The following is a 23,165-nucleotide window of genomic DNA, read 5'->3' as shown; positions in this document are numbered from 1 at the left end:
CTTCCGCGACGGGTTGGGGGAATCGCGCATGGGCTTCGCCGGGGGATTGACGCGGCGGGGCCTGCTGGCGGCGCCAGCCCTGCTCGCCGGCACTGCGCGGGCGCAGCCGCAGGCGACCAGCCGCTACTTCGTCGCCTCCGACCAGACGCGCCTGCACTTCCTCGAAGCCGGCGCGGGGCCGACCGTGGTCTTCGTGCCGGGCTGGTGCATGCCGGCCTGGATCTTCACGCCCCAGATCGAGCAGCTGGCCCAGCGCTACCGCGTCGTGGTGCTGGACCCCCGCGGGCAGGGGCAGTCCCAGGTCGCGCCTTCCGGCTACGAGCCCACGCGGCGCGGGCGGGATATCGCGGAGCTGATGCCGCATCTCGGCCCCGGGCGCGTCGTGCTGGCGGGCTGGTCGCTCGGCGTGCTGGACGCGCTCTCCTGGCTGGACCAGGCGGGCGATGCGCGGCTGGCGGGGCTGGTGCTCATCGACAATTCGGTGGGAGAGGGCGATCCGCCGGCGGCCGGCAATGGCCGCTTCCTGCAGAACCTCCGCACCAACCGGGACGCGACGGTGCGGGGCTTCGTCGCCTCCATGTTCCGCACGCCACAGACGCCCGCCTATCTCGATCGCCTGGCGCGGGATGCGCAGCGCATGCGGGTGGAGGACAGCATCCGCCTGCTCTCCTACGCGCGGCCCCGCGAGTTCTGGCGCAACACGCTGTATTCGACGCGCCGGCCCGTGCTCTACGCCGTCACGCCACGCTTCCGCGGCCAGGCGCAGCTTGTGGCGCAGAAGCATGCGGCGGCCAGCATCGACATCTACGAGGATGCCGGCCACGCGCTGTTCGTCGACGCCGCCGCGCGGTTCAACACGCGGATGGAGACCTTCATGGCGCGCGAGGCCGCCTTCGCATGATGCTGGCGCTGCTGCCGCTGTTTCTCCTCTCCGCCGCGGCGGTCGGGGTGGAGATCGCGCTGACGCGCTTCTTCGCCGTCGCGAGTTTTTCCGAATATGGCTACTGGGTCATCTCCATCGCGATGACGGGCTTCGCCGTCTCCGGCGTGGTGATGGTGCTGGGGCGCGAGGCTTTTCTCAAGCGCGCGGCGACGCTGCTGCCGGCACTGCCGCTGGCGATGCTGGTGGCGGGCGCGGCGGGGTGGATCGCGGCGTGTGCGAATCCCTTCAACCCGCTGGAGCTGCAGAACCCGGCGACGGCCTGGCCGCAGCTCGAGAACATCCTCGGCTACTACGCGGCGCTGTTCCCCTTCTTCTTCCTGGCCGGCCTCGCCGTCTCCCTGAACTTCGTCGCGCGGTCGGACCGGATCGGGCTGGTCTATGGCTACGACCTGCTCGGCGCCGGCGCGGGGGCCGTGGCGGCGCTGCTGCTGATGCTGGCGCTCCACCCCTTCCTGCTGGTGCCGGCGCTGCTGCCGCTGCTGGCGCTGGCGGCCATGATCGCCGGCGGCAGGCGCTGGCGCATCGCCGCCATCGCGGTGCTGGTGGCGGCGGAGGCCGCGGTGCTTGCCTTCGCCGCGCCCGCCGTCAGCCAGTACAAGCCGATCTACGCGCCCATGAACGTGCAGGGCGGCCAGGTGCTGGGCGAATGGACCAGCCCGCGCGGGCTCTACCAGCTGCTCGACAATTTCACGGAGCGCCTCGACACCGACGTCACCAACAACGCCGGCAGCATGGGCCTGCCCGCGCCGCCGCGTGCCTACGGATTGTACCGCGACGGCAGCCGCATCGCGGCGCTGCCCATGCAGGTGCCGCCCGAGGCCGGCCACGCGCCCGGCGCGCTGGATGCCGCGCCCTATGCGCTGCTCGACGCACCGCGCGTGCTGCTGCTGGGCGCCGCCGGCGGGTTCCGGCCGGCGGAGGCGCTGGCGCTCGGCGCCGCCCATGTCACGGTGATCGAGCCGGAGCCCGTGCTGCGCGAGGCGCTCCGCCACGGGCTGGGTCCGGTGCCGCCGATGCAGGCCGATGCACGCGTCACGCTGTCCGATGCGCATCCGCTGCGCGCCACGGGGCGCTTCGACCTGGTCGATGTCAGCGGCGATTTTCTCGGCGCCGATGACCAGAACCGCCACGCCTATACGCGGGAGGCGATGGCCGCGCGCATCGCGCAGCTGGAGCCGGGCGGTCTCGTCTCCATCCCCGTCAGCATCCGCGAATTGCCGGCCTATGCGGTGCGCGTGATCGCGACGGCGCAGGACGCGCTGCGGCTTTCGGGCGTCGCCGATCCCGCCGCGCATCTCGCCGTCATCCGCTCCGCCTGGAACCTCCGCGTGCTAGTGGCCCGCGAACCGCTGGACGAGGCGAGGGTCGCGCGCCTGGTGGAGTTCGCGGAGGCACGGAGCTTCGACCTTTCCTGGGCGCCAGGCCTGCCGCAGGGGCGCGACGTGTGGAACGAGCTGTCGCCGGTGTCGCTCGACAGCGGTGGCACGGATTCCCAGACCGAGGATGCGGTGGCGGATGAAGCGGCGGCGCTGCTTTCCGGCACGCCGCGGCAGGATGCCTTCGACCGTTCGGCCCTGACCGCCGACCGCCCCTGGCTGAGCCCGCTGGTGCGCCTGCCCGCCGTGGGCGCGGCGATCGAGCGCATGGAGGTGCTGCCCCAGCCCGAGATCGGGCTGCTGGTCAACGTCGCCGTGCTGGCGCAGGCGGCGGTGCTGGCCCTGCTGGTGGCGGGGCTGCCGCTGCTGGCGCGCGGGGCGCTGCGCGTGCGCCCGGCGATGATGGGGCGCGCGCTGGTCTTCTTCCCCGCCCTCGGCCTCGGCTTCCTGATGGTGGAGATCGCGCTGATCGAACAGGCGGCGCTGCTGCTGGGGGACCGCACCGCGGGCTTCGCGCTGGTGCTGACGGGGATGCTGGTCTTTTCCGGTCTTGGCGCCATGCTCGCCGGCGGCGTCGCGCAGCCCGGGCGCGCGCTGCGCCTGGCGGCGCTGGTGGCGTTGGCCCTGGGGGCCGCCGCCGCCTTCGTGCTGCCGTCCGTTGTTTCCGCGGCGCTCGACTGGCCCTTCGCGCTGCGCGTAGGCCTGCTCGTGGTGCTGCTGGCGCCGCTGTCGCTGGCGATGGGCATGCCCTTCCCGCTCGGCCTCGACCGCTTCCGGCAGGAGGGGGCGGCGCTGCTGCCCTGGGCCTGGGCGCTGAACGGGGCCTTCTCCGTGGTCGCCACGCCACTCGCCAGCCTGATTGCTCACGGAATCGGCATCGCGCCATTGTTGCTGGCGGGTGCGGCTTGTTACCTTGCCGTGGCCCTCGCCTGGCCACGGAGCGCCGCCGCATGACCGCCTTCACCCTGCACCGCCGCACGCTGCTGGCGGCCAGCCTCGGGGGCCTTGCCCTGCCCGCCGTGGCGCGGGCGCAGGCGCCCGCCTGGACGCGGGACACGATGAACGCCGCGCTCCGCGCCTCCGGCCGCAATGGCGAGGTTTCCGCCGCGACCTTCCAGGCGATCCAGCAGCGCAAGGCGCGCGCGCTGGCCAGCATCGAGAGCTACCTGAAGGCGCGTTTCCAGGGGGAGGCCGACCCGGCGGTGCTGCGCGCCTTCGCGGAAGTGCCGCGGGAGTACTTCCACTACAATTACGATGGCGGCCGGCCTTCCTTCGGCGATGCCTATGAGGCCGAGGCCAAGCCCTGGTCGATCGGCTTCGGCTCCGCGCTGTCGGACTATCTCGGCCAGGCCTACATGACGCAGGTCTGCGCGCCGAAGCCCGAGCATGTGGTGCTGGAGATCGGCACCGGGTCCGGCTTCCAATCCGCGCTGCTGTCGCGGATCGTGGCGAAGCAGTATTCGATCGAGATCATCGAGCCGCTGGGCCGTGGTGTCTCCAGGATCTTCGAGCCGCTGGGCTACGCCAATGTCGAGACGCGGGTCGGCGACGGCTTCTTCGGCTGGCCGGAGGTCGAGGGCGGCTTCGACACCATCATCGTGACCTGCGCCGCGCAGTATGTGCCGCCGGCGATCATCCAGCAGCTGAAGCCGGGCGGGCGGCTCGTGATCCCCATCGGCCAGCCCTTCCGGCGCGGCCAGTTCCTCTACATCTACACGAAGGAGGAGGATGGGCGCGTGCGCAGCCGCAAGGATGTGGGCGTGTATTTCATCCCCATGACCGGCGCGATGATGAACCGCCCCCCGCCCCCCGGCACCCCCGTCGCTCCCGCCGGCGAGCCCGTCGCCCCCTCCCCCGGCCACGCCCCCATCCCCCGCCGCCCGGCGGGCTGACGACGGTCCAGGCCCGTCTCGGGCCTGGCGGATGGGGTCCGGGGAAGGCAGCGCCTTCCCCGTCTTTCCCGTTGCATCACGCGTTACGCCGCGCGAGCCTTCCCGCAATCCAGGGGAAGGAAACCGGTCCATGAAGCACGTCCTGCTGGGCGCCGTCGCGCTCGCAGCCTTGTCGCCCGCCGCGATGGCGGAGGTGGTGCGGTTCGAGGTGACGGGCCCGCCGCGCCCGGCTTTCGAGGGCCAGGCCTTCGGCGCTGTCGGCCCCTATGTGGAAATCCGCGCGCGGGCGACTATCGCGCTCGATCCCGCCGATCCGCGCAATGCCGTCATCGCCGACATCGACCGCGCGCCGCGCAATGCGGAGGGGCGCGTGGAGGCCACGGCGGATGTCATCATCCTCCGCCCCGCCGACCTGTCCCGCGGCAACGGCACGCTGCTGGTGGAGCCGCCGAACAGGGGCCGGCGCATCGTGACGCAGGTGCTGAACGACAGCTCGGCTGCCGGCACGCCGCGGCTGGAGCAGGCGGCGGATGCCGGCAATGGCTGGACATTCCGCCAGGGCATGACGCTGGCCTGGGTGGGCTGGCAGGGCGACTGGACGCCCGGCCAGGGCATGAAGGTGCAGGTGCCGCGCATCCCCGGCATCACGGGGCCCTCGCGGGAGGAGTTCGTCTTCGACAACACGACGAACCCCGCCATCGGGCAGCTCACCTATCCCGTCGCCGATCCCGCCAGCATCGTGCTGACGGTGCGGGCGCGGCAGGAGGACCAGCGCCAGACGCCGGCCGGGCTGACGTATCGCCTGCTGGAGGGCGACCGGATCGAGATCACGCGCCCCGCCGGCTTCGACGCCGGCGCCATCTACGAACTCACCTACACCGCGCGCGACCCGCTGGTGCTCGGCATGGGGTTTGCGGGTTTCCGGGACGTCACGGCCTTCCTGCGGCGCGAAGGGGGCGAGGCCAATCCGCTGGCGGTGAACGGGCGCAGCACCGTGACCGCCACCATGGGCATGGGCATCTCCCAGTCCGGGCGTTTCCTGCGGGACTACCTGCATCTCGGCTTCAACGAGGATACGCGCGGCCGCCCGGTCTTCGACGGGCTGGTGGCCCATATCCCGGGCAGCCGGCGCACCTTCATGAATGTGCGCTGGGCGCAGCCGGGACGGAATCCGTCCGACCACACGGATCGCCTCTATGCCGCCGACCAGTTCCCCTTCACCTATGCGACGACGACCGATCCGCTGACCGGTGCGCGGGACGGGCTGCTGCGGCGCTGCCGCATCTCCAACACCTGCCCCCGCGTCTTCCAGACCGATAGCGAGTTCGAGTTCTGGGGCGCTCGCGGATCGCTCACCTATACCGACCCGGCAGGGCGCCATGTGGACCTGCCGCCGGAGGTGCGGGGCTACATGATGACGGGCCATCCGCACTACGCGGTGGCGCAGGCGGTCGCGAACCGCAACCCGATGTGCCAGATGCCGATGAACCCGCTGCAGGCCGGCGCGCTGACTCGTGCCCTGGTGGCGGCGCTGGAAGCCTGGGTGCGGGAAGGCGCGGAACCGCCCGCCAGCCGCGTGCCGATGGTGGCGCATGGCACGCTGGTGTCCGCGGCCGCCTTCCCTGCCATTCCTGGCCTGGCGCGCCTGACGTCCTGGACCCCCGCGCCGCTGCTGGACGTCAGCAAGAACCCCCCCGTCGTGACCGGCAGCTATCCGATCCTGTTCCCCCGCGTGGATGCCGACGGCAATGCGATCGGCGGGCTCCGCACGCCGGTGATCGAGGCGCCGCGCGCCACCTATACCGGCTGGAACCCCCGCGCCGCGGGCTTCGGGGAAGGGGCGCTCTGCACCAACCAGGGCGGCGTCATCCCCTTCGCCGCGACGCGGGCGGAACGCCAGGCGGCGAATGATCCGCGCCCTTCGATCGAGGAACGCTGGCCCACCCCGGCCGCCTATGTCGCCGCGGTGCGCGCCAGCGCGGAGCGGCTGCGGGACGAACGGCTGCTCCTGGCCGAGGATATGCAGGCGATCGTGGCGGCGGCGGAAGCCGGCACGCTGGCACGCCTCCCGGCGCGGTAGAGCGGGTTACGATCTGTTCACTCTTGTTTGCCGATCTGGGATCGCGCAGATGAGGGGGGATGGATCGTCGTCTTGCCGCCTTCGTCCTGCTGATGGCCGCGCCCCTGCTCGGGGCCGCGGTCTCTCCGGGCAGGACCAATGCGGATGTGGCGGCGCTGGGCTGGCGGAAGATGGAATGGCACGGCATCCGCCCGGCCGATTTCTCCGCCACCCCCTCCGGCGGCATCCGCGTGCGCGGCCGCGGCGAGGGAGGGTTCATCTTCCGGCCGCTGTCAGGTGCCGCCACCTGCCTCGCCTGGCGCTGGCGCGTGGATGCGGGGCCGCCGGTGACGGACCTGACGAGGCGCGGCGGCGATGACAGGGCGCTCGCCATCTCCGTGGGCTTTTCCGAATTCGGCCCCGCCGTCAGCTTCGTGACTCGCACCCAGCACACGGTCGCCCAGGCCAGCGCGGGCGACCACCGGCTGCCGCGCAGCGTGCTCAGCTATGTCTGGGGCGGCACGGGGCGGGAGGCCGCGGCCGGCACCTTCTTCGCCAGTCCCTGGACCGGCGCCATCACCCGCATCCGCGTGCTGCGCCCCGCCGAGGCGCCGCGCGGGCAATGGGTGGAGGAACGGGTGGACCTGGCCGCCGACTGGCGGCTGGCCTTTGGCGGCGGCGAGGTGCCGACCCTGCAGGAGGTCGTGATCTCCTCCGACACCGAGGATAGCGGCGCCGCGGTGGATGCGCAGGTCGAGAACATCCGCCTGGTGCCCTGCCGATAGGTCCCGATCACGCAGCCAGGGAACCGCCCAACGCCGCGCGCGGTTGAAGCCGCCGGGTCAGGGAGGCCCGGCGCATGGCAGAGAGTTCCGGCCGACCGGCGGATGGCAGCTTCGAGACCTCGATCCCCGCCAGGCTGGATCGCCTGCCCTGGGACCGCTTCCACACCCTGGTCTGCGTGGCGCTCGGCGTCACCTGGATCCTGGATGGGCTGGAGGTCACGCTGGTCGGCAGCTTGGCCCCCGCCATCGCCGCCAGCCCGAGCCTCCGGCTGACGGAGACGGAGGTCGGCCTCATGGCCTCCGCCTATCTGCTCGGCGCCGTGCTGGGCGCGCTGGGCTTCGGCTGGGCGACGGACCGGCTGGGGCGGAAGAAGCTCTTTACCGCGACGGTCGCGGTCTATCTGCTGGCGACCATCGCGACGGGCTTCGCCTGGGATTTCTGGTCGCTGGCCTTCTTCCGCTTCCTGACCGGGGCGGGCATCGGCGGCGAATATGCCGCGGTGAACAGCGCCATCCAGGAACTGATCCCGGCGCGCCGGCGCGGGCAGACGGATATCGTCATCAACGGCACCTTCTGGGCGGGCGGCGCGATGGGGGCGGCGATCGGCCTCATCGTGCTGAACCCGGCGGTGGTGGATCCGGAGATCGGCTGGCGCGCGGCCTTCATCGTCGGCGGCGCGCTGTCCTTCGTCATCCTGCTGCTGCGCCGCTACATCCCGGAAAGCCCGCGCTGGCTGATGACGCATGGGCGGCCGGAGGAGGCGGAGCGGATCGTCGCCACGATCGAGCGCGGCGCGGAATCCCGACACGGCCCCCTGCCCCCGCTGCAGCACGGCCCGATCCGCCTCTATCCGCGCGACCACATCAGCATCATGGAGGTGGTCGGCATCATGTTCCGCCGGCACCGGGACCGCAGCGTGCTGGCGCTGACGCTGATGGCCTGCCAGGCCTTCTGCTACAACGCGATCTTCTTCACCTACGCCCTGGTGCTGACGCGCTTCTACGGCGTCGCGAACGAGCATGTGGGCTGGTACATCCTGCCCTTCGCCATCGGCAACCTGATGGGCCCGCTGCTGCTGGGCCGGCTGTTCGACACGGTCGGGCGGCGGCCGATGATCACGCTGACCTATGGGCTGGCGGGCGTGCTGATGGCGATCACGGGCTTCGCCTTCGCCCAGGGGTGGCTTTCCGCCACGACGCAGACGGCGTGCTGGACGGTGATCTTCTTCTTCGCCTCCGCCGCGGCCTCCGCCGCCTATCTGACCGTGGGCGAGGCCTTCCCGCTGGAGATGCGCGCCATGGGCATCGCCGTCTTCTACGCCTTCGGCACCGGCATCGGCGGCGTGGTCGGCCCCGCCCTGTTCGGCTGGCTGATCGAGGGCGGGCAGCGCGTCGACATCATGTGGGGCTACCTGTTCGGCGCGGCTCTCATGATCATCGCTGCCGTCACCGAATGGCGGCTGGGCTTCGCGGCGGAGGGGCGGCCGCTGGAGGAGGTGAGCGCGCCGGTGTCGTCCGCGGCGCGCTGACCGCTCAATCCACCTTCACATCCGCCGCCCGCACCACCTGCGCCCATTTGGTGATCTCTGACCGGATGAAGGCCGCGAAGTCGGTGCGGTTGAGGAAGGTGGCGGTGAAGGCCTGGTCGGCCAGGCGGGCCTGGAAATCGGCCTGGCGCAGCACGCCCTCCACCGCCTGCTCGATGCGCGCGGCCTGCGCGTCCGGCAGCCCGCGGGGCCCGAGCAGGCTGATCCAGCCCACGGATTCGTAGCCCGCGACCCCCTGCTCCGCGATGGTCGGGACGTCCGGGAAGAAGGGAGAGCGCTCCTTCGACGTCACGCCGATGGCGCGCACGCGGCCGGTGCGGACCAGGTCCGTCACCGCCGCCAGCGTGTCCGACATGAAGGGCACCTGCCCCGCCACCAGGTCGGCCAGCGCAGGGCCCGATCCGCGATAGGGGACGTGGGTCATCTCCGTGCCCGTCAGCGTCTTGAACAGTTCGACATTCAGGTGCTGCGTCGTGCCGTTGCCGGAGGAGGCGTAGAAGATCCCACCGGGATTGGCCTTGGCCCGCGCGATCAGCCCCTGGATGTCGCGCACCGGGAAGTCGTTGTTCACGATGAACAACTGGGGCACGCTGGCGATGAGGGCGATCGGCGTCAGGTCACGCTGCGTGTCGTAGCCGAGGCGCGGGAAGAGGCTGCCCGCGATGGTGGTCGGGCCGCTGCCGCCCATCACGATGGTGTTGCCGTCCGGCGTCGCATTCGCCGCGTATTCCATGCCGAGCGTGCCGCCGGCGCCGGGCCGGTTCTCCACGATCACGGGCTGGCCGAGCGGGCCCTGCAGCCGCTCCGCCAGCAGGCGCATCAGGATGTCGCTGCCCTGTCCCGGCGGGAAGGGCATGATGATGCGCAGCGCGCCGCGGCCCTGGGCGCGGGCGAGGCCGGGCAGCGCCAGGGTGGTGGCGGCGATCAGCAGGCGGCGTGACAGCATGGGCGGCGGCGTCCTTGCAGGCGGGTGCGGCGCAGCATGGACCGAAGCGGCGCCGTCGCAAAACCGGGAAAGCGCCTGTCTTCCGCGCGGCTGCCCGCGCGACTAGCTTGCATCCCAGTCTTTCCGGAGAGAACGCCATGCCCGATGACGCCCCCCTGCCCGCCGGCCCCACCTTCCCCATCGGCCTGGCGGAGGCCACCGGCCGCAACCGGCGGCTCCGCGACTTGCTGGCCGGCCCCGACCTCTTCCTCGCCCCCGGTGCCTTCGACTGCGTCGGCGCGCGGCTGGTGGAGGCCTCCGGCCATGCCTGCCTCTACATCACCGGCGCCGGCATCTCGATGAGCGCGCTGGGCGCGCCCGATGTCTCCGCGCTGTCCTTCGGGGAGATCCTCGACCGCATCCGGCGCATCTGCGACGTCGTCTCCATCCCCGTCATCGCCGATGGCGACACCGGCTATGGCGGGCCGCTGAACGTCATCCGCACGGTGCGCGAATACGAACGCGCCGGCGTCAGCGGCATCCAGATCGAGGACCAGGAATGGCCGAAGAAGTGCGGCCACGAGCCCGGCCGCAAGCTCGTTTCGACCCATGAGATGTCCATGCGCATCAAGGCGGCGGTGGAGGCGCGGCGCGACCCCGACTTCGTCGTCATCGCCCGCACCGATGCCCGCGCCGGCGAGGGGCTGGAAGCCGCGATCGAGCGTGCCCGCGCCTACCGCAATGCCGGCGCCGACGTGATCTTCGTGGAAAGCCCGCAGAGCGAGGCGGAACTGGCCGTGGTCGGCCGCGCCTTCCCGGACGTGCCGCTGCTGGCCAACATGGTGGAGGGCGGCAAGACGCCGATCCTGCCCGCCGCGCGCCTCCGGGAACTCGGCTTCCGGCTGGCCATCTACCCCAATGCGCTGACGCGGCTTTTCGCCAAGGCGGGGCTGGAGGTGCTGGCCTCCCTGAAGGAGACGGGGTCCTCCAACGCCATGGCCGGGCGGATGCTCAGCCATGGGGAGCTCTGGACGCTGTTCGACAACGCCACCTGGCGGGGGCTCGAGGACCGCTACATGGGGACCAACACGAAGGTCTGACGTGCCCGGGCGGGGGGCCTCAGGCCCCCTGCCTCTCCCTGGCCTCAAGCCCCAAGCCGCTCCGCGGCCTTAACCCCCACGCCGCTCGGCGGCGATCTCCCCGTGCTGGCGGACCACCTCCGCCATCACGCGTCTGATGAAGGTCTCGGCAAAATCGGCGTCGAGGCCGGCGCGCTCCGCCATGCCGCGCAGCTTCGCGACCTGCGCCTCCTCCCGCGACGAATCCACGGGCGGCAGGCGGTGGATGGCCTTCAGCACGCCCACCTCCCGCGTCACGCGAAAGCGTTCGGCCAGCATATGGACCAGGGCGGCGTCGATGTTGTCGATGCTGCGGCGCAGTCGCCAGAGATCCTCCGGGACGGAATCGCCCGCGGGCGCGGCCGCGGCGGGGACGGAATCATGGGGCATGGGCGCGGGGCCGTCTTTCCTGGCAGTCGTCGTTCGGTGCCAAGGAACGCTGCCAGCGCGCCGATGGCAAGGGTGCGCACCCCGCTTCGGCCCGCCCGGCTAACGGACGAGTCACAGCCGCGGGAGTAGGGGTAGGCTCAACCTCATGGCCCAGACAGGCACCCTCTTCCGGATGCGCCGATGGTCGGCGGCCCTGGCCGCGGGCGCGGGGCTGCTTGCCCTGGCGCTGCTCTGGTCCGGTGCCGAGGCGATCGGCGACCACATGCAGGAGGACGCGCTGCAAAGCGCGGAGGAGCGGGCCGGCGCCATCGCCGATGCGGCCGGCCAGTTCGCGGCCCGTGCCCTGGCGGTCGCCCGCGATACCCAGGCCCTGGCGGGCCATTGGGCCAGCCAGGCCGGGCCGGACGGCGCGGCCATGCGGAGCGAGGTCGCGGGCCTCCTCAACGAACTCATCCGCAACGCGGGCGGCACCATCGCGCGCGTTGCCGTCACCGATGCGGCGGGGCGGGTGCAATGGTCCTCGGCCGGGGAGGAGGGCGTTGGCACCTCCGTGGCCGGGCAGCCCTGGTTCCAGGCGCATGCCGCGGAAGGCGGCGCCTCGGCGGGCGGGGTGCGGGTCAGCCAGGGCCTGGCGCGGGCGGAGGGCCCGCTGCCCGACCTCGTCATCCCGACCTCCATCCGCATCCCCGCACCAGGCGGCGGCTTCGGCGGCATCATCGTCGTGGCGCTGGAGATCCGGAGCCTGGCCAAGGCGCTGGCGGGGCTCGCGCATCGTCCCGGGGAGGTCGCCGCGATCCTGCGTGCGGAGGGCGAGGTGCTGGTGCGCAGCCAGGACACGGAATCGCTGCTGGGCCGCCGGCTGGTCACGCCCCGCACCCTGGCGGCGCTGGAAGACGCCCCGTCCACGACGCTGCGCAGCCTGAACCCGCTGACGGGGGTGGAGGTGATGATTGCCGTCCGGACCGTGCCGGGCGGCAAGATGCTGACGCTGGGCTCGGTGGAACTCGGGCCGGGGCTTGCCGCCGCCGCGCGGGTACGGCTCTGGGCCCGGATCGCGGCGCTGGTGGCCTGGGCGGGCATGATGGCGCTGGTGGCCGCCAGCTTCGCCATCCTCCGCGCCCGCGCGGACCGCCGCGAATTCGCCGCCCAGCAGCAGGGACGGGCGGAGATCGAGCGTCTGCTCGCCGGCCTGCCCGCGGTGGTCTTCCTGCGGGAAGTCGGTCCGGACGGGATCGCCCGCCATGTCTACCGCAACGGCGACGGCGCCACGGTCTCCGGCTGGCCCGTGGAAGCCCTGCCGAAGGGCAAGCCCTGGGCCGAATTCGCCGATCCCGAGGCGGATTTCGACGGGCTCTACCAGCGCACCCTGGCGGAAGGCCGGGCGGTGCTGGACTGGCGGATGCGCCAGCCCGATGGCAGCTGGGCCTGGATGCGCACCACGGCGCGGCTGCTGGAGAAGCGGCCGGACGGGCACGGATCCGTGGTCGGCTACATCGTCAACATCACCGCCGAACGCGCCGCGGAAGCCCGGGCACGGGAAGCCAGCCGCCTGGCCTCCCTCGGCGAGATGGGCCAGGGCCTGGCGCATGAACTGCGCCAGCCGCTGACCGCCATCTCGCTGGCCGTCGGCGTCGCGGTGATGGCGGCGAAGCGGGGCGACATGGACCGCGTCCTGCAGCGCCTGGACCGCATCCTGGACCAGGTGAAGCGCGGATCGGCCATCATCGACTACCTCCGGCAATTCGCGCGGGGGGGCGAGGAAGCGGATGCCGTCGTCCCTGTGAACCTGGCCCAGGCGCTGGAAGGCGCGTTGACTCTGGCCGGCGGCGCCCTGGCGGAGGCCGGCGTGGAGGTGCTGGTGACGCTGGGCCCGCCGCCGCCGGTGGTGCTGGGCCACGCCGTGCCGATCGAGCAGGTCCTGGTGAACCTGCTGTTCAACGCGCGGGACTCGCTGGAGGCCCTGCCCCCCGGCACCCCCCGGCGGGTCGAGGTCACGGCGGTGGTGGAGGATGGCATCGCGCGGCTCGCCATCACCGATACCGGCGGCGGTATCCCGCCGGCGGTGATGGGCCGGGTCTTCGAGCCTTTCGTCACCACCAAGGGGCCGGACCGCGGCGCGGGGCTCGGCCTGTCCATCTGCCACGGGCTGATGCGCTCCATGGGCGGGGGGATCACGGCGGAGAATACCGGGGCGGGCGCGCGCTTCACCCTTTCCCTGCCCGTGGCACCGGACGGCATGGCGGACGGCGTTGCCACGGAGGCGGCGGCTTAATCTGGGGCCGGGCCGCCGTCAGACCCGCGCGCGGCGGGTCAGGACCAGCTGGGTATCGCCGGGCCGGGCCAGCACCGCCTCGAGCCGCACCGGTGCCACGCGGGTGTCAGCGCGCAATTCCCGCAGCAGGAAGCGGGCGGCGACGGCGTGCAGGAAGCCGGCGGCATCGGCCAGCCGGGCCGGATTGACTTCCATCAGCACCAGGATGTCGGGGCTGCGGTCCAGCAGGCCCTGCATGCCGTCCCAGACCGACTCCTCCGCCCCCTCCACATCGATCTTCACCACATCCGCGGCGCCGGCGACCAGGTCATCGAGTGCCAGGGTCGGCACCTCGACCTCCAGCATCCCGCCCCGGCCCGTCACGGCGCCGGGCGGCAGCAGGTGGCCGTTCTTGGGGTCGGTGGGGTCGAGGCGGAGCCACCGCACCTCCCCGCCCCGATCAGCGGCGGCGGCCTGGTGCAGCGTGGCGCGGCCGGCCAGCCCGTTCAGCGACAGGTTGCGGGCCGCGAGGGTGATCAGCGCCGGGTTCGGCTCCACCGCCGCCACCGCCCCGGCGGGGCCGACGAGATCGGCCATCAGCACCGTCAGCAGGCCGAGATTGGCGCCGACATCGATGGCGACCTGCCCCGGCCGCAGGGTCCGCGCCAGGAAGGCGACGACGGCGTAGTCCCAGAAGCCATCCAGCATCAGCCGCGCGGACAGGCCGAGGTCCCGCCCATCCACCACCATCGGATAGCGGCCGAGCGCCCGGCACAGCACGCTGCCATCGGGCAGCGGGACCGCCCGGGCCTGCGCCCGGATCAGGGCCTGCATGCCGACCCGGCGCCAGGAGCTCGCGTAGTCCTCCGGCTCCAGCCGGTGCATGGCCTGCCCGGTGGCCAGGGGCCGCCGGCGCTGGCGACGGCCATGCAGGCGGCTGGCCTGGCCGACCAGCCACGCGAAGGGCTTCACCCCGCCGCGCCTCAGGCCGGGTCGGGGCCGCGCGCCGCGACGACGTTCTGCAGCCCGTCCGTCATGCCCCCCAGCGCCTCCGCCGCGATCGGCTCGAGGCTGGCGCGACCGCTGATCGTCCAGAAGCGGAAGCCGATGCCGGCGAGCAGCGCCACGATCTCCGCCGCCGTCACGCCCTGCCGCGCCAGCATGTCGGGCGCCCATTCGATCATCAGCCGCGCTCGCGGGGACCGTTCCAGCAGGCCGCGCATGCCGCGAAGCGCGCGGCCCTCCATGCCCTCGATGTCCAGCTTGGCGACATCCAGGGTCAGCGACGGGTCGGTGAAGTAGCGGTCCAGCGTCACGACGCGCGCCGGCACCCGGCGATCGCCATCGGCGCCGACGCCGCCTTCCGCGCGGGTGGTGTCCATGAAGCCCCCGCCCGACCATTCGGGATTGAAGACCAGCGTGGCGGTGCCCTCCTCCTCCCCGACCGCCACGGCGTGGATGGTGGAGAAGCCGTCGAAGCCGTTGACGGCCAGGGAGCGGGCGAGGAGGGCGGCATTGCGCGGGTTGGGTTCGAAGGCATGGACCTGGCCGCGCGGGCCGGTCGCCGCCGCCGCGATCAGGGAATAGACGCCGACATTGGCCCCGAGGTCGAACACCGTGTCGCCCGGCCGGATCATGCGCTGGAAGGTCGCGACTTCATGCGGCTCCCACTCGCCCCGCATCATCAGGTGGGGCGCGATGTCGGTGCTGCGCGTATCGACATAGATCATGTACGCGCCATGCAGCAGGGTCAGCGCCGTGTAGTCGCCGAGGAAGGCACTGCTGGTGCGGTAGGGAAGCTGTGGCGGTGCGGCGGGACCGGGGCTGCGCGCAAGCCGCGACCGCAAGCCAGGCAGTTTCGCGAAGAAGCCGGCCATTCAGGGATCCGCCATGTCGGTCATGGGTTGGGCATGCCGTCCTTGACGGAGGATGAGCGCCGCGGCGGTGATCACTCCCGGTTCTCGATCGACACGCGGAGATCGCCCGGCGCGGCGGCGCCTTCGCGCCGCCGCCGCCGGACGAAGATCGGCACCAGCACCACCACCAGGCCGAGCAGCGCGATGACCCAGAACGGGTAGTTCTGCTGCTCCACCTTGCCCGACCAGATCGGCATCATGATCAGCAGGAAGAGGCAGGCGGCCGCCGTGAGGTAGTAGCTGACCATGGCGCTCAGCCCAGGTGTCTGGCGAAGAAGTCGAGGGTGCGCTTCTCCGCCACCGCCGCGTCGTCGGCCTTGTAGGAAGCGCGGTCCTCGCAGCCGAAGCCATGGCCCGCACCCTCATAGACGAAGATGGCGATGCCGGGCTGGGCGGCGCGGATCGCCTCGACGTCGCTCATCGGGATGGAGGCGTCGAGGCTGCCGAAATGGAGTTCGACCGGGCAGTTGGGCTTCTCATCCTTCGTGCCGGCGATGCCGCCGCCATACCAGCCACAGGCCGCCTTGAAGCTGGTGCTGCGCGTCGCGCCCCACCAGGCGACGGTGCCGCCCCAGCAATAGCCGACGATGCCGCGGGCGGCGCCCTTCGGCAGCGCGGCGCCGCAGGCCTCCACATCCAGCATCGGGCCATCGGCCGGCACCTTCGCACGCAGGTCGCGGCCGCGCGCCACGTCATCGCCGGTGTAGCCGAGTTCGACCCCACGCTCGACGCGGTCGAACAGCGCGGGGGCGATGACGGCGTAGCCTTCCTTCGCGAAGTCATCGCAGATGCGGCGCATGTGGCGGTTCACGCCGAAGATCTCCTGCACCACCACCAGCGCCTTCGTCGCATTCTCAGGGCCCGCCTTGTAGGCGGCGAAGCGGTGGCCGTCGGCGGCGGTCAGCTCGATCATCATGGCGTTTCTTCCGTTCCTGGGGCGCGGTATCCTGCCCCCATGGCCGATATCGTCAACCTGAACAAGGCCCGGAAGGCGGCGCGGAAGCGGGAGGAAGCGGCGGAGGCCGCGGCCAACCGCGTGAAGCATGGCCGCACGGGGGCGGAGAAGCTGAACGACCGGCGGGAGGAAGCGCGCCGCCGCGCCCTGCTGGATGGCGCGAAGCGGGACGACAAATCCGGATAGCCCCTGTCGAAACGGCGCCTCCCCCCGCGTCATCATGCCGGCGCCGATCGGGCGCCGCGACAAGGATGGGAAGACCGCCATGCAGGTGATGCTGCTGATCCATGCCGATGAGAGCGCCTGGCCCCGGATGCCGGAGGCGGAGCGCAACGCCGCCATGGCGGCCTATGGCGCCTATACGGAGGCGCTGCGCGCCGCCGGCGCGCTGGTGAACGCCAACCGGCTGATGCCGGCCGGCACGGCGCATACGGTACGCCTGGTGAACGGCGCGCCGCAGGTGCTGGACGGCCCCTATGCCGAGACGCGGGAGCAGTTAGGCGGTTACTACCTCATCGAGGTGCCGGACATGGCCACCGCGCTCCGCTGGGCCGCGCGCTGCCCCGGCGCCGGGCATGGCGTGGTGGAGGCCAGGCCCGTGATGGCGTGACCGCGGCATCGCTCGCCGCCGAGCGCGCGGCGCGGGACAGCTATGGCCGTCTGCTGGCCTGGCTGGCGGCGCGGGGGCGGGACATCGCGCAGGCGGAGGATGCGCTGGCCGATGCCTTCGCCGCCGCGCTGGCCACCTGGCCGCGCGACGGCGTACCAGACAAGCCCGAGGCTTGGCTGCTGACCGCGGCGCGGCGCCGGCTGCTGGACGGCCATCGCCGCCGCGCCACCGCCAGCGCGGCGGAGCCCACCCTGCGCCACGCCGCGCTGCTGGCGGAGGAGCCGGAGCCCGACGCCATCCCCGACCACCGCCTGGCGCTTCTGCTGGCCTGCGCGGCGCCGGAGGTGGAGCGCGCGGCGCAGGCGCCGCTGATGCTGCAGGTGGTGCTGGGGCTCGATGCCGCGCGCATCGCCTCCGCCTTCCTCGTCTCCCCGGCGGCCATGGGCCAGCGGCTGGTGCGCGCCAAGCGGCGCATCGCCGCCAGCGGCGCCCGCTTCGCCCTGCCGGGGCGGGAGGGGGTGGCGGCGCGGCTGCCCGCGGTGCTGGACGCGATCTACGCCGCCTATGCCGCCGGCGCGCAGGACCCCGCCGATGGCGGCGCCCTGGCCGGGGAGGCGCTGTGGCTAGCCCGCATCGCCGCCGCGCTGGCGCCCGAGGAGGCGGAGGCGCTGGGGTTGGCGGCGCTGCTGCTGCACCTGGAGGCGCGGCGGCCGGCGGCGCGGGACACCGCGGGGCACTACGTGCCTCTCTCGGACCAGCCGCCCGAGGCCTGGGACGGGGCGATGCAGGCGGAGGCAGAGGCGCTGCTGCGCCGGGCCTTCGCGCTCGGCGCGCCAGGCCGCTTCCAGTGGGAAGCCGCGGTGCAATCCGTGCACGCCGCGCGGCGGGTGACGGGCCGCACCGACTGGGCTGCCATCCTGCTGCTCTACGATGCGCTGCTGGCCGCCACCGCCAGCCCCGTGGTGGCCCTGAACCGCGCGGTGGCGCTGGCCGAGGCCGGGGGCGTGGCGGCGGGGCTGGCGGCACTCCGCAGCCTCGGCGCGGATGGGCGGCTGGCGGGCTACCAGCCCTTCTGGGCGGCGATGGCGTCGCTGGCGGCGCGGGCCGGGGAGACGGCGGAAGCCGAGGCGGCCCGGCTGCGCGCCGCGGGGCTGGCGACGGACCCCGCGGTGCGCGACTTCCTGCTGCGCCTCAGCCCATCATGACGAGGTGCGGGCGCAGCTCGATCGTGCCGAGCGCGGCGGCAGGGCAGCGCGCGGCCCAGGCCTTCGCCGTCTCCAGGTCCGGCACCTCCAGCGTGAAATAGCCGCCGAGCTGCTCGCGCGTTTCGCTGTAGGGGCCATCGAGCACGCGGTCGCCGCGGATGAGGGTCGCCGTCTCCGGCCCCTGCAGCCCGGCGCCACCCTCGACGAAGCCGGTCTGCGCCAGCGCATCGGCATAGGCCTTCCAGGCGCCCCAATAGGCGGGGGCGCGGGCGGGGTCGGTGCGCGCGGCGACATCCTCGGGCGCTTCGTGGATCAGCATCGTGACCTTCATGGCGGGGCCTGTCCTGTCTCGGCGCGCGGAATGGCGCGTCCGGCAGCATGACGGGCAAGGGAGCCGGATTTCGACAGGATTACGAAAAGAGTTGCATTTGTTCGTCGTCGAACTATATTGTTCGATATCGAACATCATGGAGCAGACCCGATGCCCCTTCCCCGTCGCCTGATGCTCTCCGCCGGCCTGGCCGGCCTTGCCGTGTCCCGCACCGCGCGCGGGCAGGTCGTGACCGCCGGCGATCCGGCCGCCCCCTGGGCCGCCGCGCCGCTTGCCGCCGCGCATCCGGACCCGCGGGTGCGCGCCCTGGCCTGGGCGGTGCTGGCGCCCAACCCGCACAACCGGCAGCCCTGGATCGCGGAACTGCCGGACGCGGCGCCGGAGATCGTGGTGCTGCGCTGCGACCTCGACCGGCGGCTGCCGGTGACGGATCCCTTCGACCGGCAGATCACCATCGGCCTGGGCGCCTTCGTGGAGCTGTTCCGCATGGCCGCTGCGCAGCAGGGCTTGGCCGCGGAGGTGACTCCGTTTCCGGAAGGCGAGCCCCGGCCAAGGCTGGATGGACGGCCGGTCGCGCTGATCCGCCTGGCGCCGGGCGGCGTGGCGGATCCGCTCTTCGCCCATGCCGCCGCGCGGCGGTCCGCGAAGCGCCCCTACGACATGGCGCGGCCGGTGCCGGAGGCGGCGCTGGCGGTGCTGGCGGCTTCCGTGACCAGCGGCTTCGGCGCCGCCGCCGACCCCGCCCGCGTCGCCGCCATCCGCGACCTGGCCTGGCGCGCCTGGCTGGTCGAGGCGCGGGACGAGGCGGCGCATCGGGAGAGCGTGGACCTCATGCGGCTCGGCGCCGCCGCCGTGGCGGCTCAGCCCGACGGCATCAGCCTGTACGGCCCGGGGATCGAGGAGGGGGTCGCGGCGGGGCAGATCACGCGGGCGGCGATGCTGCCCGGCCAGCCGGGCTACGGGATGATGGTGCAGCGCTACCAGGCCATGCTCGCCGCGACGCCCGCCTATGTCTGGACGACCAGCCCGGGCAACAGCCGGGCGGAGGCCCTGGCGGCCGGGCGGGACTGGCTGCGCCTCAACCTGGCCGCCACCGGCCTCGGCCTGTCGCTGCATCCGGTCAGCCAAGCCCTGCAGGAGTTTCCGGCGATGGCCGGGCCTTATGCGGAGGCGCAGGCGATGCTGGGGGGTGGGGGCGTGGTGCAGATGCTGGGGCGGCTGGGCTATGGTCCCGCCGTGCCGGCGACGCCGCGTTGGCCGTTCGAGACGAGGATACGCCGCGCGTGAGTGACCCGCCGCTCTTCGCCCTGTTGAACGAGGTCTCGATCATCGAGCATCTCGCGCGCAACCGGCTGGAGCGGGCGCTGCCGGAGGGGCTGCGCGTGTCGCATTTCGTGGTGCTCAATCACCTCGTGCGGATGGGCGATGGGCGCAGCCTGGTGCGCATCGCCCGCGCCGTGCAGGTGGAGCGGCCGGCCATGACCAACACGATCCAGAAGCTGGAGGCGCGTGGGCTGGTGCGGCTGGAGCCTGATCCGCGCGATGGCCGCGGCAAGCTGGTGTTTCTCACGCCGGCCGGCCGCGCGGCGCGGCAGGAGGCGGTGGCGATCGCCGAGGCGGCGGTTGCCCCGGTGGCCGGCGACGTCTCGATTGCGGATATCGAGTCGGTCCTGCCCGTCCTGCGCCGTTTGCGCGCCGCCCTGGACCGCGCCCGCGATTGACGGCGGGGTCCGGGGGGCGCCACGCCCCCCGGCGGAGCGCGAGGCGGAGCCTCGCCCTTACTCGTATCGCGTCTTCTTCCAGAAGCTTTCCGGCGTGACGGCCATATGCCGCATGTTGCTCCGGTCCAGCGCCAGCCCGATCTCCCGCGTCGCATCGTCGAGGATGCTGTCCTCATCCACGGTCAGCACCGTGCGCCCCGCCATCACGATGCGCCCGCCGACGATGACGGTGTCCACATCCGATCCCACCGCGAAGCAGACCAGCCGGTAGAGCGGCATGTCGCCGGGCCAGAGATGCGGCTTGCGCAGGTCGATGATCGCGATGTCCGCGCGCTTGCCGACTTCGAGGCTGCCGACCTCCTCCGCCATGCCGAGCGCCGCGGCGGCGTCGCAGGTGATCATCTCGAGCGCCTTGCCGGGCGGCAGCACCTTGGCGTCGCGGAAATGGCGGCGGTGGTAGTGCATGGCCTGGAACATGTGGCGGAACATGTCGAAGCTGCGGTCGGGCGCGGTGCCGTCGGAGCAGATGGCGACGGTGGCGCCGGCCTCCATCAGTTCGATCGCCGGGCAGCGGCCGATGATGGAGAAATTGGCGGAGGGGTTGTGCGCGACCTTGGTGCCGCTCTCCGCGATCAGCGCGATCTCATCCTCATGCAGGTCGATGCAGTGGGAGAGCAGCGCGTCCGGGCCGAGCAGCCCTGCTTCCGCCGCCGCGCGCACCGTGCCGCCCTTGTGCCCATCCTGCGTGAAACCCACGCCGAGGCGGCGTGAGAGCGCGCGCACCTGCTTCGCGGTGTCGTCGTATTGCGCGGCGAGTTCCGCCGTCACGCCGGGGCGGCCGGAGAAGGCGACGGGCGCGCAGAGCATGACGCGGCTCATCGCATTCGCGCGGTCATGCAGCGCGGCCGTCAGGTCCTCGCAGACCTGCAGCTGGCGATCGAGCGTGACGGCGACGCTCTCATGGCTGTCGCCGTCCCAACGATAGAAGGTGTTGGGATAGGGCGGGGGCGAGGCGCCGGGGCAGATCACGTGCCGCACGCCGACGCGGCGATAGCCGGCCGCATGCGCCATCGCATGGGCGGGGTCGTCGGTGCGCGATCCATAGGCGCCGAAGATGGAGAGGCTGGTGGTGACGCCGGCCTTGAGGCGTTCCAACGCCGCGAGCGAGCCATCCGCGCCCCAGAAATCCGGCGTGGCGCCGCGGGGATAGATGGCCTCCACCGCCTCCGTCCATTTCGCGCTGTCGCCGCCACCGAGCGTTTTCACGAGTGTGTGACCGGCGTGGGCGTGGGCGTCGATCAGCCCGGGCAGCACGGCCTTGCCCTTCGCGCTGAGCTCGGGCGCGCCGGGATAGCGCGCGCGCAGCGCGGCGGTGTCGCCGATGGCGGCGATGCGCCCGGCCTCGATCAGCACGGCACCGCCTTCGATGACGCGGCGATCCGCATCCATCGTCACGACGAGGCCATCCACCACCAGCAGCCGATCCGTCATTGTCCGCCCTTCCGTTCTTCCCTCGACGCAGCCTAGCATCGGATGACGTCGAGGAAAGGATCGGGGGCGATGAGCATGCGTGGAGCGTGGGTTGCAGGATTGGCATCGGCGATGCTCGCCCTGCCATTGGCGGCGCAGGAGGTGCGGATCGGCTATGGCGCGGCCGTCACCTCCGTCGATCCGCATTTCCATGCGCTGACCAGCAATGTCGCGATCCACCAGCACATCTACCAGGCGCTGGTCGGGCAGGATGAGAAGCTCGGCCTGAAGCCGGAACTCGCCACGGCCTGGCGCGCGATCGACCAGACCACCTGGGAATTCACGCTGCGCCGCACCGCGCGCTGGCATGACGGCACGCCCTTCACCGCGGCGGATTTCGAGCCGAACATCCACCGCGTCGCGAATGTGCCGAACAGCCCGGGGCGCTTCACCATCTACACGCGGCGCATCAACCGCGTGGAGATCGTGGACCCGCACACGCTGCGCCTGCACACCGATGGGCCCCATCCGCTGCTGCCGAACCAGATGGCCGGGCTGATGCTGGTGCGTGGCAGCGATCGCGATTCCTCCACCGCCGACTTCAACAATGGCCGCGCCGCCATCGGCACCGGGCCCTATCGCTTCCGGTCATGGACACCGGGCAGCCGCTTCGAGCTGACGCGCAACGACGAATATGACGGCGCGAAGGAACCGTGGGAGCGCGTCAATTTCCTGCTGATCACCAACACCGCGTCGCGCGTCGCGGCGTTGCGCGCGGGCGATGTCCACCTGATCGACCAGGTGCCGACGGATGAGGTGGCGGGGCTGTCGCGCGATGCGAACCTCGCCGTCTTCTCCATCCCCGGCGTGCGCAACATCTACCTCTATGTCGACCACGCGCGCGAACGCACGCCGGGGGTCACGGACCTCGCGGGCAATGCCATCGACAATCCGCTGCGCGACGTGCGGGTGCGGCGCGCCCTGTCGCTCGCCATCAACCGCGACGGCATCGTGCGCGCGGTGATGAACGGGCAGGCCGTGGCGTCGGGGCAACTGCTGCCGGCGGGGGTGATGGGGCATGACCCGTCGCTGCGCCCCGATCCCTTCGACCCGGAACGCGCGCGGCGCCTGCTGGCGGAGGCCGGCTATCCGCAGGGTTTCCAGATCGTCCTCGGCGGGCCCAATGACCGCTACATCAATGATGACCGCGTGCTGCAGGCGATCGCGCAGGGCTGGACGCGCGCGGGGCTGCGCGTGCGGGTGGAGGCGCAGCCCTCCGCCACCTTCTTCGGCCGCGCCGCGCGGGCGGAGTTCAGCGTGGGCCTGCTGGGCTGGGGCACCGGCACCGGGGAGCCCGACAGCCCGCTGCAATCCCTGATCGCGACGGCCGAGCCGAGCCGCGGCTGGGGGGCGGTGAACCGCAGCGGCTATTCCAGCCCGCGCCTCGACCAGGTCCTGGCGCAGGCGCTGCAGACGCTGGACCCGGCCCAGCGGGAGCCGCTGTACCAGCAGGCGACGCGCATCGCGATGGAGGACCTCGCCATCATCCCGCTGCACCACCAGGTGAACATCTGGGCCGCGCGGCGGGGCTACACCTACAACGCCCGCAACGACGAGCGGACGATGGCGACGGAGCTGCGGCCAGCGGCGCGGTAGCGCCCGAACCTCGCG

The 23,165-nt window shown here is 72.4% G+C and carries 22 protein-coding genes; 14 read left to right on the top strand and 8 right to left on the bottom strand.

Features of this window, described 5'->3' with window-relative positions; genetic code table 11:
- Positions 1-28 precede the first annotated feature (28 nt).
- The 6 genes from G3576_RS14825 to G3576_RS14800 all read left to right on the top strand — a co-directional run bounded on the left by G3576_RS14825 (position 29) and on the right by G3576_RS14800 (position 8,584).
- Positions 29-901 (top strand): alpha/beta fold hydrolase, encoded by an 873-nt coding sequence (locus G3576_RS14825; protein ID WP_164695189.1) that lies wholly within the window; start codon positions 29-31, stop codon positions 899-901.
- On the top strand, positions 898-3,273 hold the full coding sequence (locus G3576_RS14820) for a polyamine aminopropyltransferase (protein WP_164695188.1): 2,376 nt from the start codon (positions 898-900) through the stop codon (positions 3,271-3,273). The genes G3576_RS14825 and G3576_RS14820 overlap by 4 nt, the downstream gene beginning before the upstream one ends.
- Positions 3,270-4,211, top strand: a complete 942-nt coding sequence (locus tag G3576_RS14815; protein ID WP_164695187.1) for a protein-L-isoaspartate O-methyltransferase family protein — start codon at positions 3,270-3,272, stop codon at positions 4,209-4,211. Before G3576_RS14820 ends, G3576_RS14815 begins: the two co-directional genes overlap by 4 nt.
- Before the next feature lie 130 nt (positions 4,212-4,341).
- Positions 4,342-6,291 (top strand): alpha/beta hydrolase domain-containing protein, encoded by a 1,950-nt coding sequence (locus G3576_RS14810; protein WP_164695186.1) that lies wholly within the window; start codon positions 4,342-4,344, stop codon positions 6,289-6,291.
- 59 nt (positions 6,292-6,350) lie between these two features.
- Entirely contained in the window at positions 6,351-7,055 is a 705-nt protein-coding gene (locus G3576_RS14805) for a DUF3047 domain-containing protein (RefSeq protein WP_164695185.1), read from the top strand.
- Between the two features lie 74 nt (positions 7,056-7,129).
- A complete protein-coding gene (locus G3576_RS14800; protein ID WP_164695184.1) occupies positions 7,130-8,584 on the top strand; it encodes an MFS transporter in 1,455 nt (484 codons plus the stop codon).
- Positions 8,585-8,588: 4 nt separating this feature from the next.
- Here the strand turns inward: G3576_RS14800 and G3576_RS14795 are convergent, their stop codons facing one another.
- Positions 8,589-9,548, bottom strand: coding sequence for a Bug family tripartite tricarboxylate transporter substrate binding protein (locus G3576_RS14795; protein WP_164695183.1), 960 nt, complete (start codon positions 9,546-9,548; stop codon positions 8,589-8,591).
- Positions 9,549-9,685: 137 nt separating this feature from the next.
- Here G3576_RS14795 and G3576_RS14790 point away from each other — a divergent pair, with 137 nt between their 5' ends.
- Positions 9,686-10,627 (top strand): isocitrate lyase/PEP mutase family protein, encoded by a 942-nt coding sequence (locus G3576_RS14790; RefSeq protein ID WP_164695182.1) that lies wholly within the window; start codon positions 9,686-9,688, stop codon positions 10,625-10,627.
- A gap of 69 nt (positions 10,628-10,696) precedes the next feature.
- On the opposite strand, the gene G3576_RS14785 is transcribed toward G3576_RS14790, so the two are convergent.
- Entirely contained in the window at positions 10,697-11,035 is a 339-nt protein-coding gene (locus tag G3576_RS14785) for a chorismate mutase (protein ID WP_164695181.1), read from the bottom strand.
- A 145-nt stretch (positions 11,036-11,180) separates the two neighbouring features.
- Between G3576_RS14785 and G3576_RS14780 the strand changes: the two genes are divergently transcribed.
- A complete protein-coding gene (locus tag G3576_RS14780; RefSeq protein ID WP_164695180.1) occupies positions 11,181-13,307 on the top strand; it encodes an ATP-binding protein in 2,127 nt (708 codons plus the stop codon).
- An 18-nt stretch (positions 13,308-13,325) separates the two neighbouring features.
- Here G3576_RS14780 and G3576_RS14775 read toward each other — a convergent pair whose 3' ends face one another.
- The 4 genes from G3576_RS14775 to G3576_RS14760 form a co-directional block, all read right to left on the bottom strand.
- Positions 13,326-14,258, bottom strand: a complete 933-nt coding sequence (locus G3576_RS14775) for an FkbM family methyltransferase (protein ID WP_164695179.1) — start codon at positions 14,256-14,258, stop codon at positions 13,326-13,328.
- 11 nt (positions 14,259-14,269) lie between these two features.
- Entirely contained in the window at positions 14,270-15,163 is an 894-nt protein-coding gene (locus tag G3576_RS14770) for an FkbM family methyltransferase (RefSeq protein ID WP_164695178.1), read from the bottom strand.
- 71 nt (positions 15,164-15,234) lie between these two features.
- Positions 15,235-15,450 (bottom strand): hypothetical protein, encoded by a 216-nt coding sequence (locus tag G3576_RS14765; protein ID WP_164695177.1) that lies wholly within the window; start codon positions 15,448-15,450, stop codon positions 15,235-15,237.
- Positions 15,451-15,455: 5 nt separating this feature from the next.
- Complete coding sequence (locus G3576_RS14760) at positions 15,456-16,118, bottom strand: dienelactone hydrolase family protein (protein ID WP_164695176.1); 663 nt, start codon at positions 16,116-16,118, stop codon at positions 15,456-15,458.
- 39 nt (positions 16,119-16,157) lie between these two features.
- Here G3576_RS14760 and G3576_RS14755 point away from each other — a divergent pair, with 39 nt between their 5' ends.
- From G3576_RS14755 to G3576_RS14745, 3 genes are all read left to right on the top strand, one after another.
- Positions 16,158-16,343 carry a DUF4169 family protein gene (locus G3576_RS14755; RefSeq protein WP_164695175.1) on the top strand — a complete coding sequence of 62 codons (186 nt, stop codon included), beginning with the start codon at positions 16,158-16,160 and terminating at the stop codon, positions 16,341-16,343.
- A 79-nt stretch (positions 16,344-16,422) separates the two neighbouring features.
- The gene (locus G3576_RS14750; protein WP_164695174.1) at positions 16,423-16,767 is read left to right on the top strand and encodes a YciI family protein; all 345 of its coding nucleotides are present in this window, start codon (positions 16,423-16,425) and stop codon (positions 16,765-16,767) included.
- Entirely contained in the window at positions 16,764-17,972 is a 1,209-nt protein-coding gene (locus G3576_RS14745; protein WP_164695173.1) for a DUF6596 domain-containing protein, read from the top strand. Before G3576_RS14750 ends, G3576_RS14745 begins: the two co-directional genes overlap by 4 nt.
- On the opposite strand, the gene G3576_RS14740 is transcribed toward G3576_RS14745, so the two are convergent.
- Positions 17,959-18,303, bottom strand: a complete 345-nt coding sequence (locus tag G3576_RS14740; RefSeq protein ID WP_164695172.1) for a YciI family protein — start codon at positions 18,301-18,303, stop codon at positions 17,959-17,961. The genes G3576_RS14745 and G3576_RS14740 overlap by 14 nt on opposite strands.
- A 150-nt stretch (positions 18,304-18,453) precedes the next feature.
- Here G3576_RS14740 and G3576_RS14735 point away from each other — a divergent pair, with 150 nt between their 5' ends.
- Together G3576_RS14735 and G3576_RS32315 are read left to right on the top strand one after the other, a co-directional pair.
- On the top strand, positions 18,454-19,590 hold the full coding sequence (locus G3576_RS14735; RefSeq protein ID WP_164695171.1) for an Acg family FMN-binding oxidoreductase: 1,137 nt from the start codon (positions 18,454-18,456) through the stop codon (positions 19,588-19,590).
- Positions 19,587-20,024 (top strand): MarR family winged helix-turn-helix transcriptional regulator, encoded by a 438-nt coding sequence (locus G3576_RS32315; RefSeq protein WP_164695170.1) that lies wholly within the window; start codon positions 19,587-19,589, stop codon positions 20,022-20,024. Before G3576_RS14735 ends, G3576_RS32315 begins: the two co-directional genes overlap by 4 nt.
- Positions 20,025-20,081: 57 nt before the next feature.
- Here the strand turns inward: G3576_RS32315 and G3576_RS14725 are convergent, their stop codons facing one another.
- Positions 20,082-21,515, bottom strand: a complete 1,434-nt coding sequence (locus tag G3576_RS14725; protein ID WP_164695169.1) for an amidohydrolase family protein — start codon at positions 21,513-21,515, stop codon at positions 20,082-20,084.
- 111 nt (positions 21,516-21,626) lie between these two features.
- Between G3576_RS14725 and G3576_RS14720 the strand changes: the two genes are divergently transcribed.
- Positions 21,627-23,150 (top strand): ABC transporter substrate-binding protein, encoded by a 1,524-nt coding sequence (locus G3576_RS14720; protein ID WP_164695168.1) that lies wholly within the window; start codon positions 21,627-21,629, stop codon positions 23,148-23,150.
- Positions 23,151-23,165 lie beyond the last annotated feature (15 nt).

It is taken from the genome of Falsiroseomonas algicola (assembly GCF_011040385.1).
Taxonomy (GTDB): domain Bacteria; phylum Pseudomonadota; class Alphaproteobacteria; order Acetobacterales; family Acetobacteraceae; genus Falsiroseomonas; species Falsiroseomonas algicola.
This window is presented reverse-complemented; position numbering and strand designations above follow the sequence as displayed.

Bases quoted from the DNA above. Each gene is read 5' to 3' on its own strand.
- G3576_RS14825 (WP_164695189.1), top strand. From the start codon at position 29: ATGGGCTTCGCCGGGGGATTGACGCGGCGGGGCCTGCTGGCGGCGCCA.
- G3576_RS14820 (WP_164695188.1), top strand. From the start codon at position 898: ATGATGCTGGCGCTGCTGCCGCTGTTTCTCCTCTCCGCCGCGGCGGTC.
- G3576_RS14815 (WP_164695187.1), top strand. From the start codon at position 3,270: ATGACCGCCTTCACCCTGCACCGCCGCACGCTGCTGGCGGCCAGCCTC.
- G3576_RS14810 (WP_164695186.1), top strand. From the start codon at position 4,342: ATGAAGCACGTCCTGCTGGGCGCCGTCGCGCTCGCAGCCTTGTCGCCC.
- G3576_RS14805 (WP_164695185.1), top strand. From the start codon at position 6,351: ATGGATCGTCGTCTTGCCGCCTTCGTCCTGCTGATGGCCGCGCCCCTG.
- G3576_RS14800 (WP_164695184.1), top strand. From the start codon at position 7,130: ATGGCAGAGAGTTCCGGCCGACCGGCGGATGGCAGCTTCGAGACCTCG.
- G3576_RS14795 (WP_164695183.1), bottom strand. From the start codon at position 9,548: ATGCTGTCACGCCGCCTGCTGATCGCCGCCACCACCCTGGCGCTGCCC.
- G3576_RS14790 (WP_164695182.1), top strand. From the start codon at position 9,686: ATGCCCGATGACGCCCCCCTGCCCGCCGGCCCCACCTTCCCCATCGGC.
- G3576_RS14785 (WP_164695181.1), bottom strand. From the start codon at position 11,035: ATGCCCCATGATTCCGTCCCCGCCGCGGCCGCGCCCGCGGGCGATTCC.
- G3576_RS14780 (WP_164695180.1), top strand. From the start codon at position 11,181: ATGGCCCAGACAGGCACCCTCTTCCGGATGCGCCGATGGTCGGCGGCC.
- G3576_RS14770 (WP_164695178.1), bottom strand. From the start codon at position 15,163: ATGGCCGGCTTCTTCGCGAAACTGCCTGGCTTGCGGTCGCGGCTTGCG.
- G3576_RS14765 (WP_164695177.1), bottom strand. From the start codon at position 15,450: ATGGTCAGCTACTACCTCACGGCGGCCGCCTGCCTCTTCCTGCTGATC.
- G3576_RS14760 (WP_164695176.1), bottom strand. From the start codon at position 16,118: ATGATGATCGAGCTGACCGCCGCCGACGGCCACCGCTTCGCCGCCTAC.
- G3576_RS14755 (WP_164695175.1), top strand. From the start codon at position 16,158: ATGGCCGATATCGTCAACCTGAACAAGGCCCGGAAGGCGGCGCGGAAG.
- G3576_RS14750 (WP_164695174.1), top strand. From the start codon at position 16,423: ATGCAGGTGATGCTGCTGATCCATGCCGATGAGAGCGCCTGGCCCCGG.
- G3576_RS14740 (WP_164695172.1), bottom strand. From the start codon at position 18,303: ATGAAGGTCACGATGCTGATCCACGAAGCGCCCGAGGATGTCGCCGCG.
- G3576_RS14735 (WP_164695171.1), top strand. From the start codon at position 18,454: ATGCCCCTTCCCCGTCGCCTGATGCTCTCCGCCGGCCTGGCCGGCCTT.
- G3576_RS14725 (WP_164695169.1), bottom strand. From the start codon at position 21,515: ATGACGGATCGGCTGCTGGTGGTGGATGGCCTCGTCGTGACGATGGAT.
- G3576_RS14720 (WP_164695168.1), top strand. From the start codon at position 21,627: ATGCTCGCCCTGCCATTGGCGGCGCAGGAGGTGCGGATCGGCTATGGC.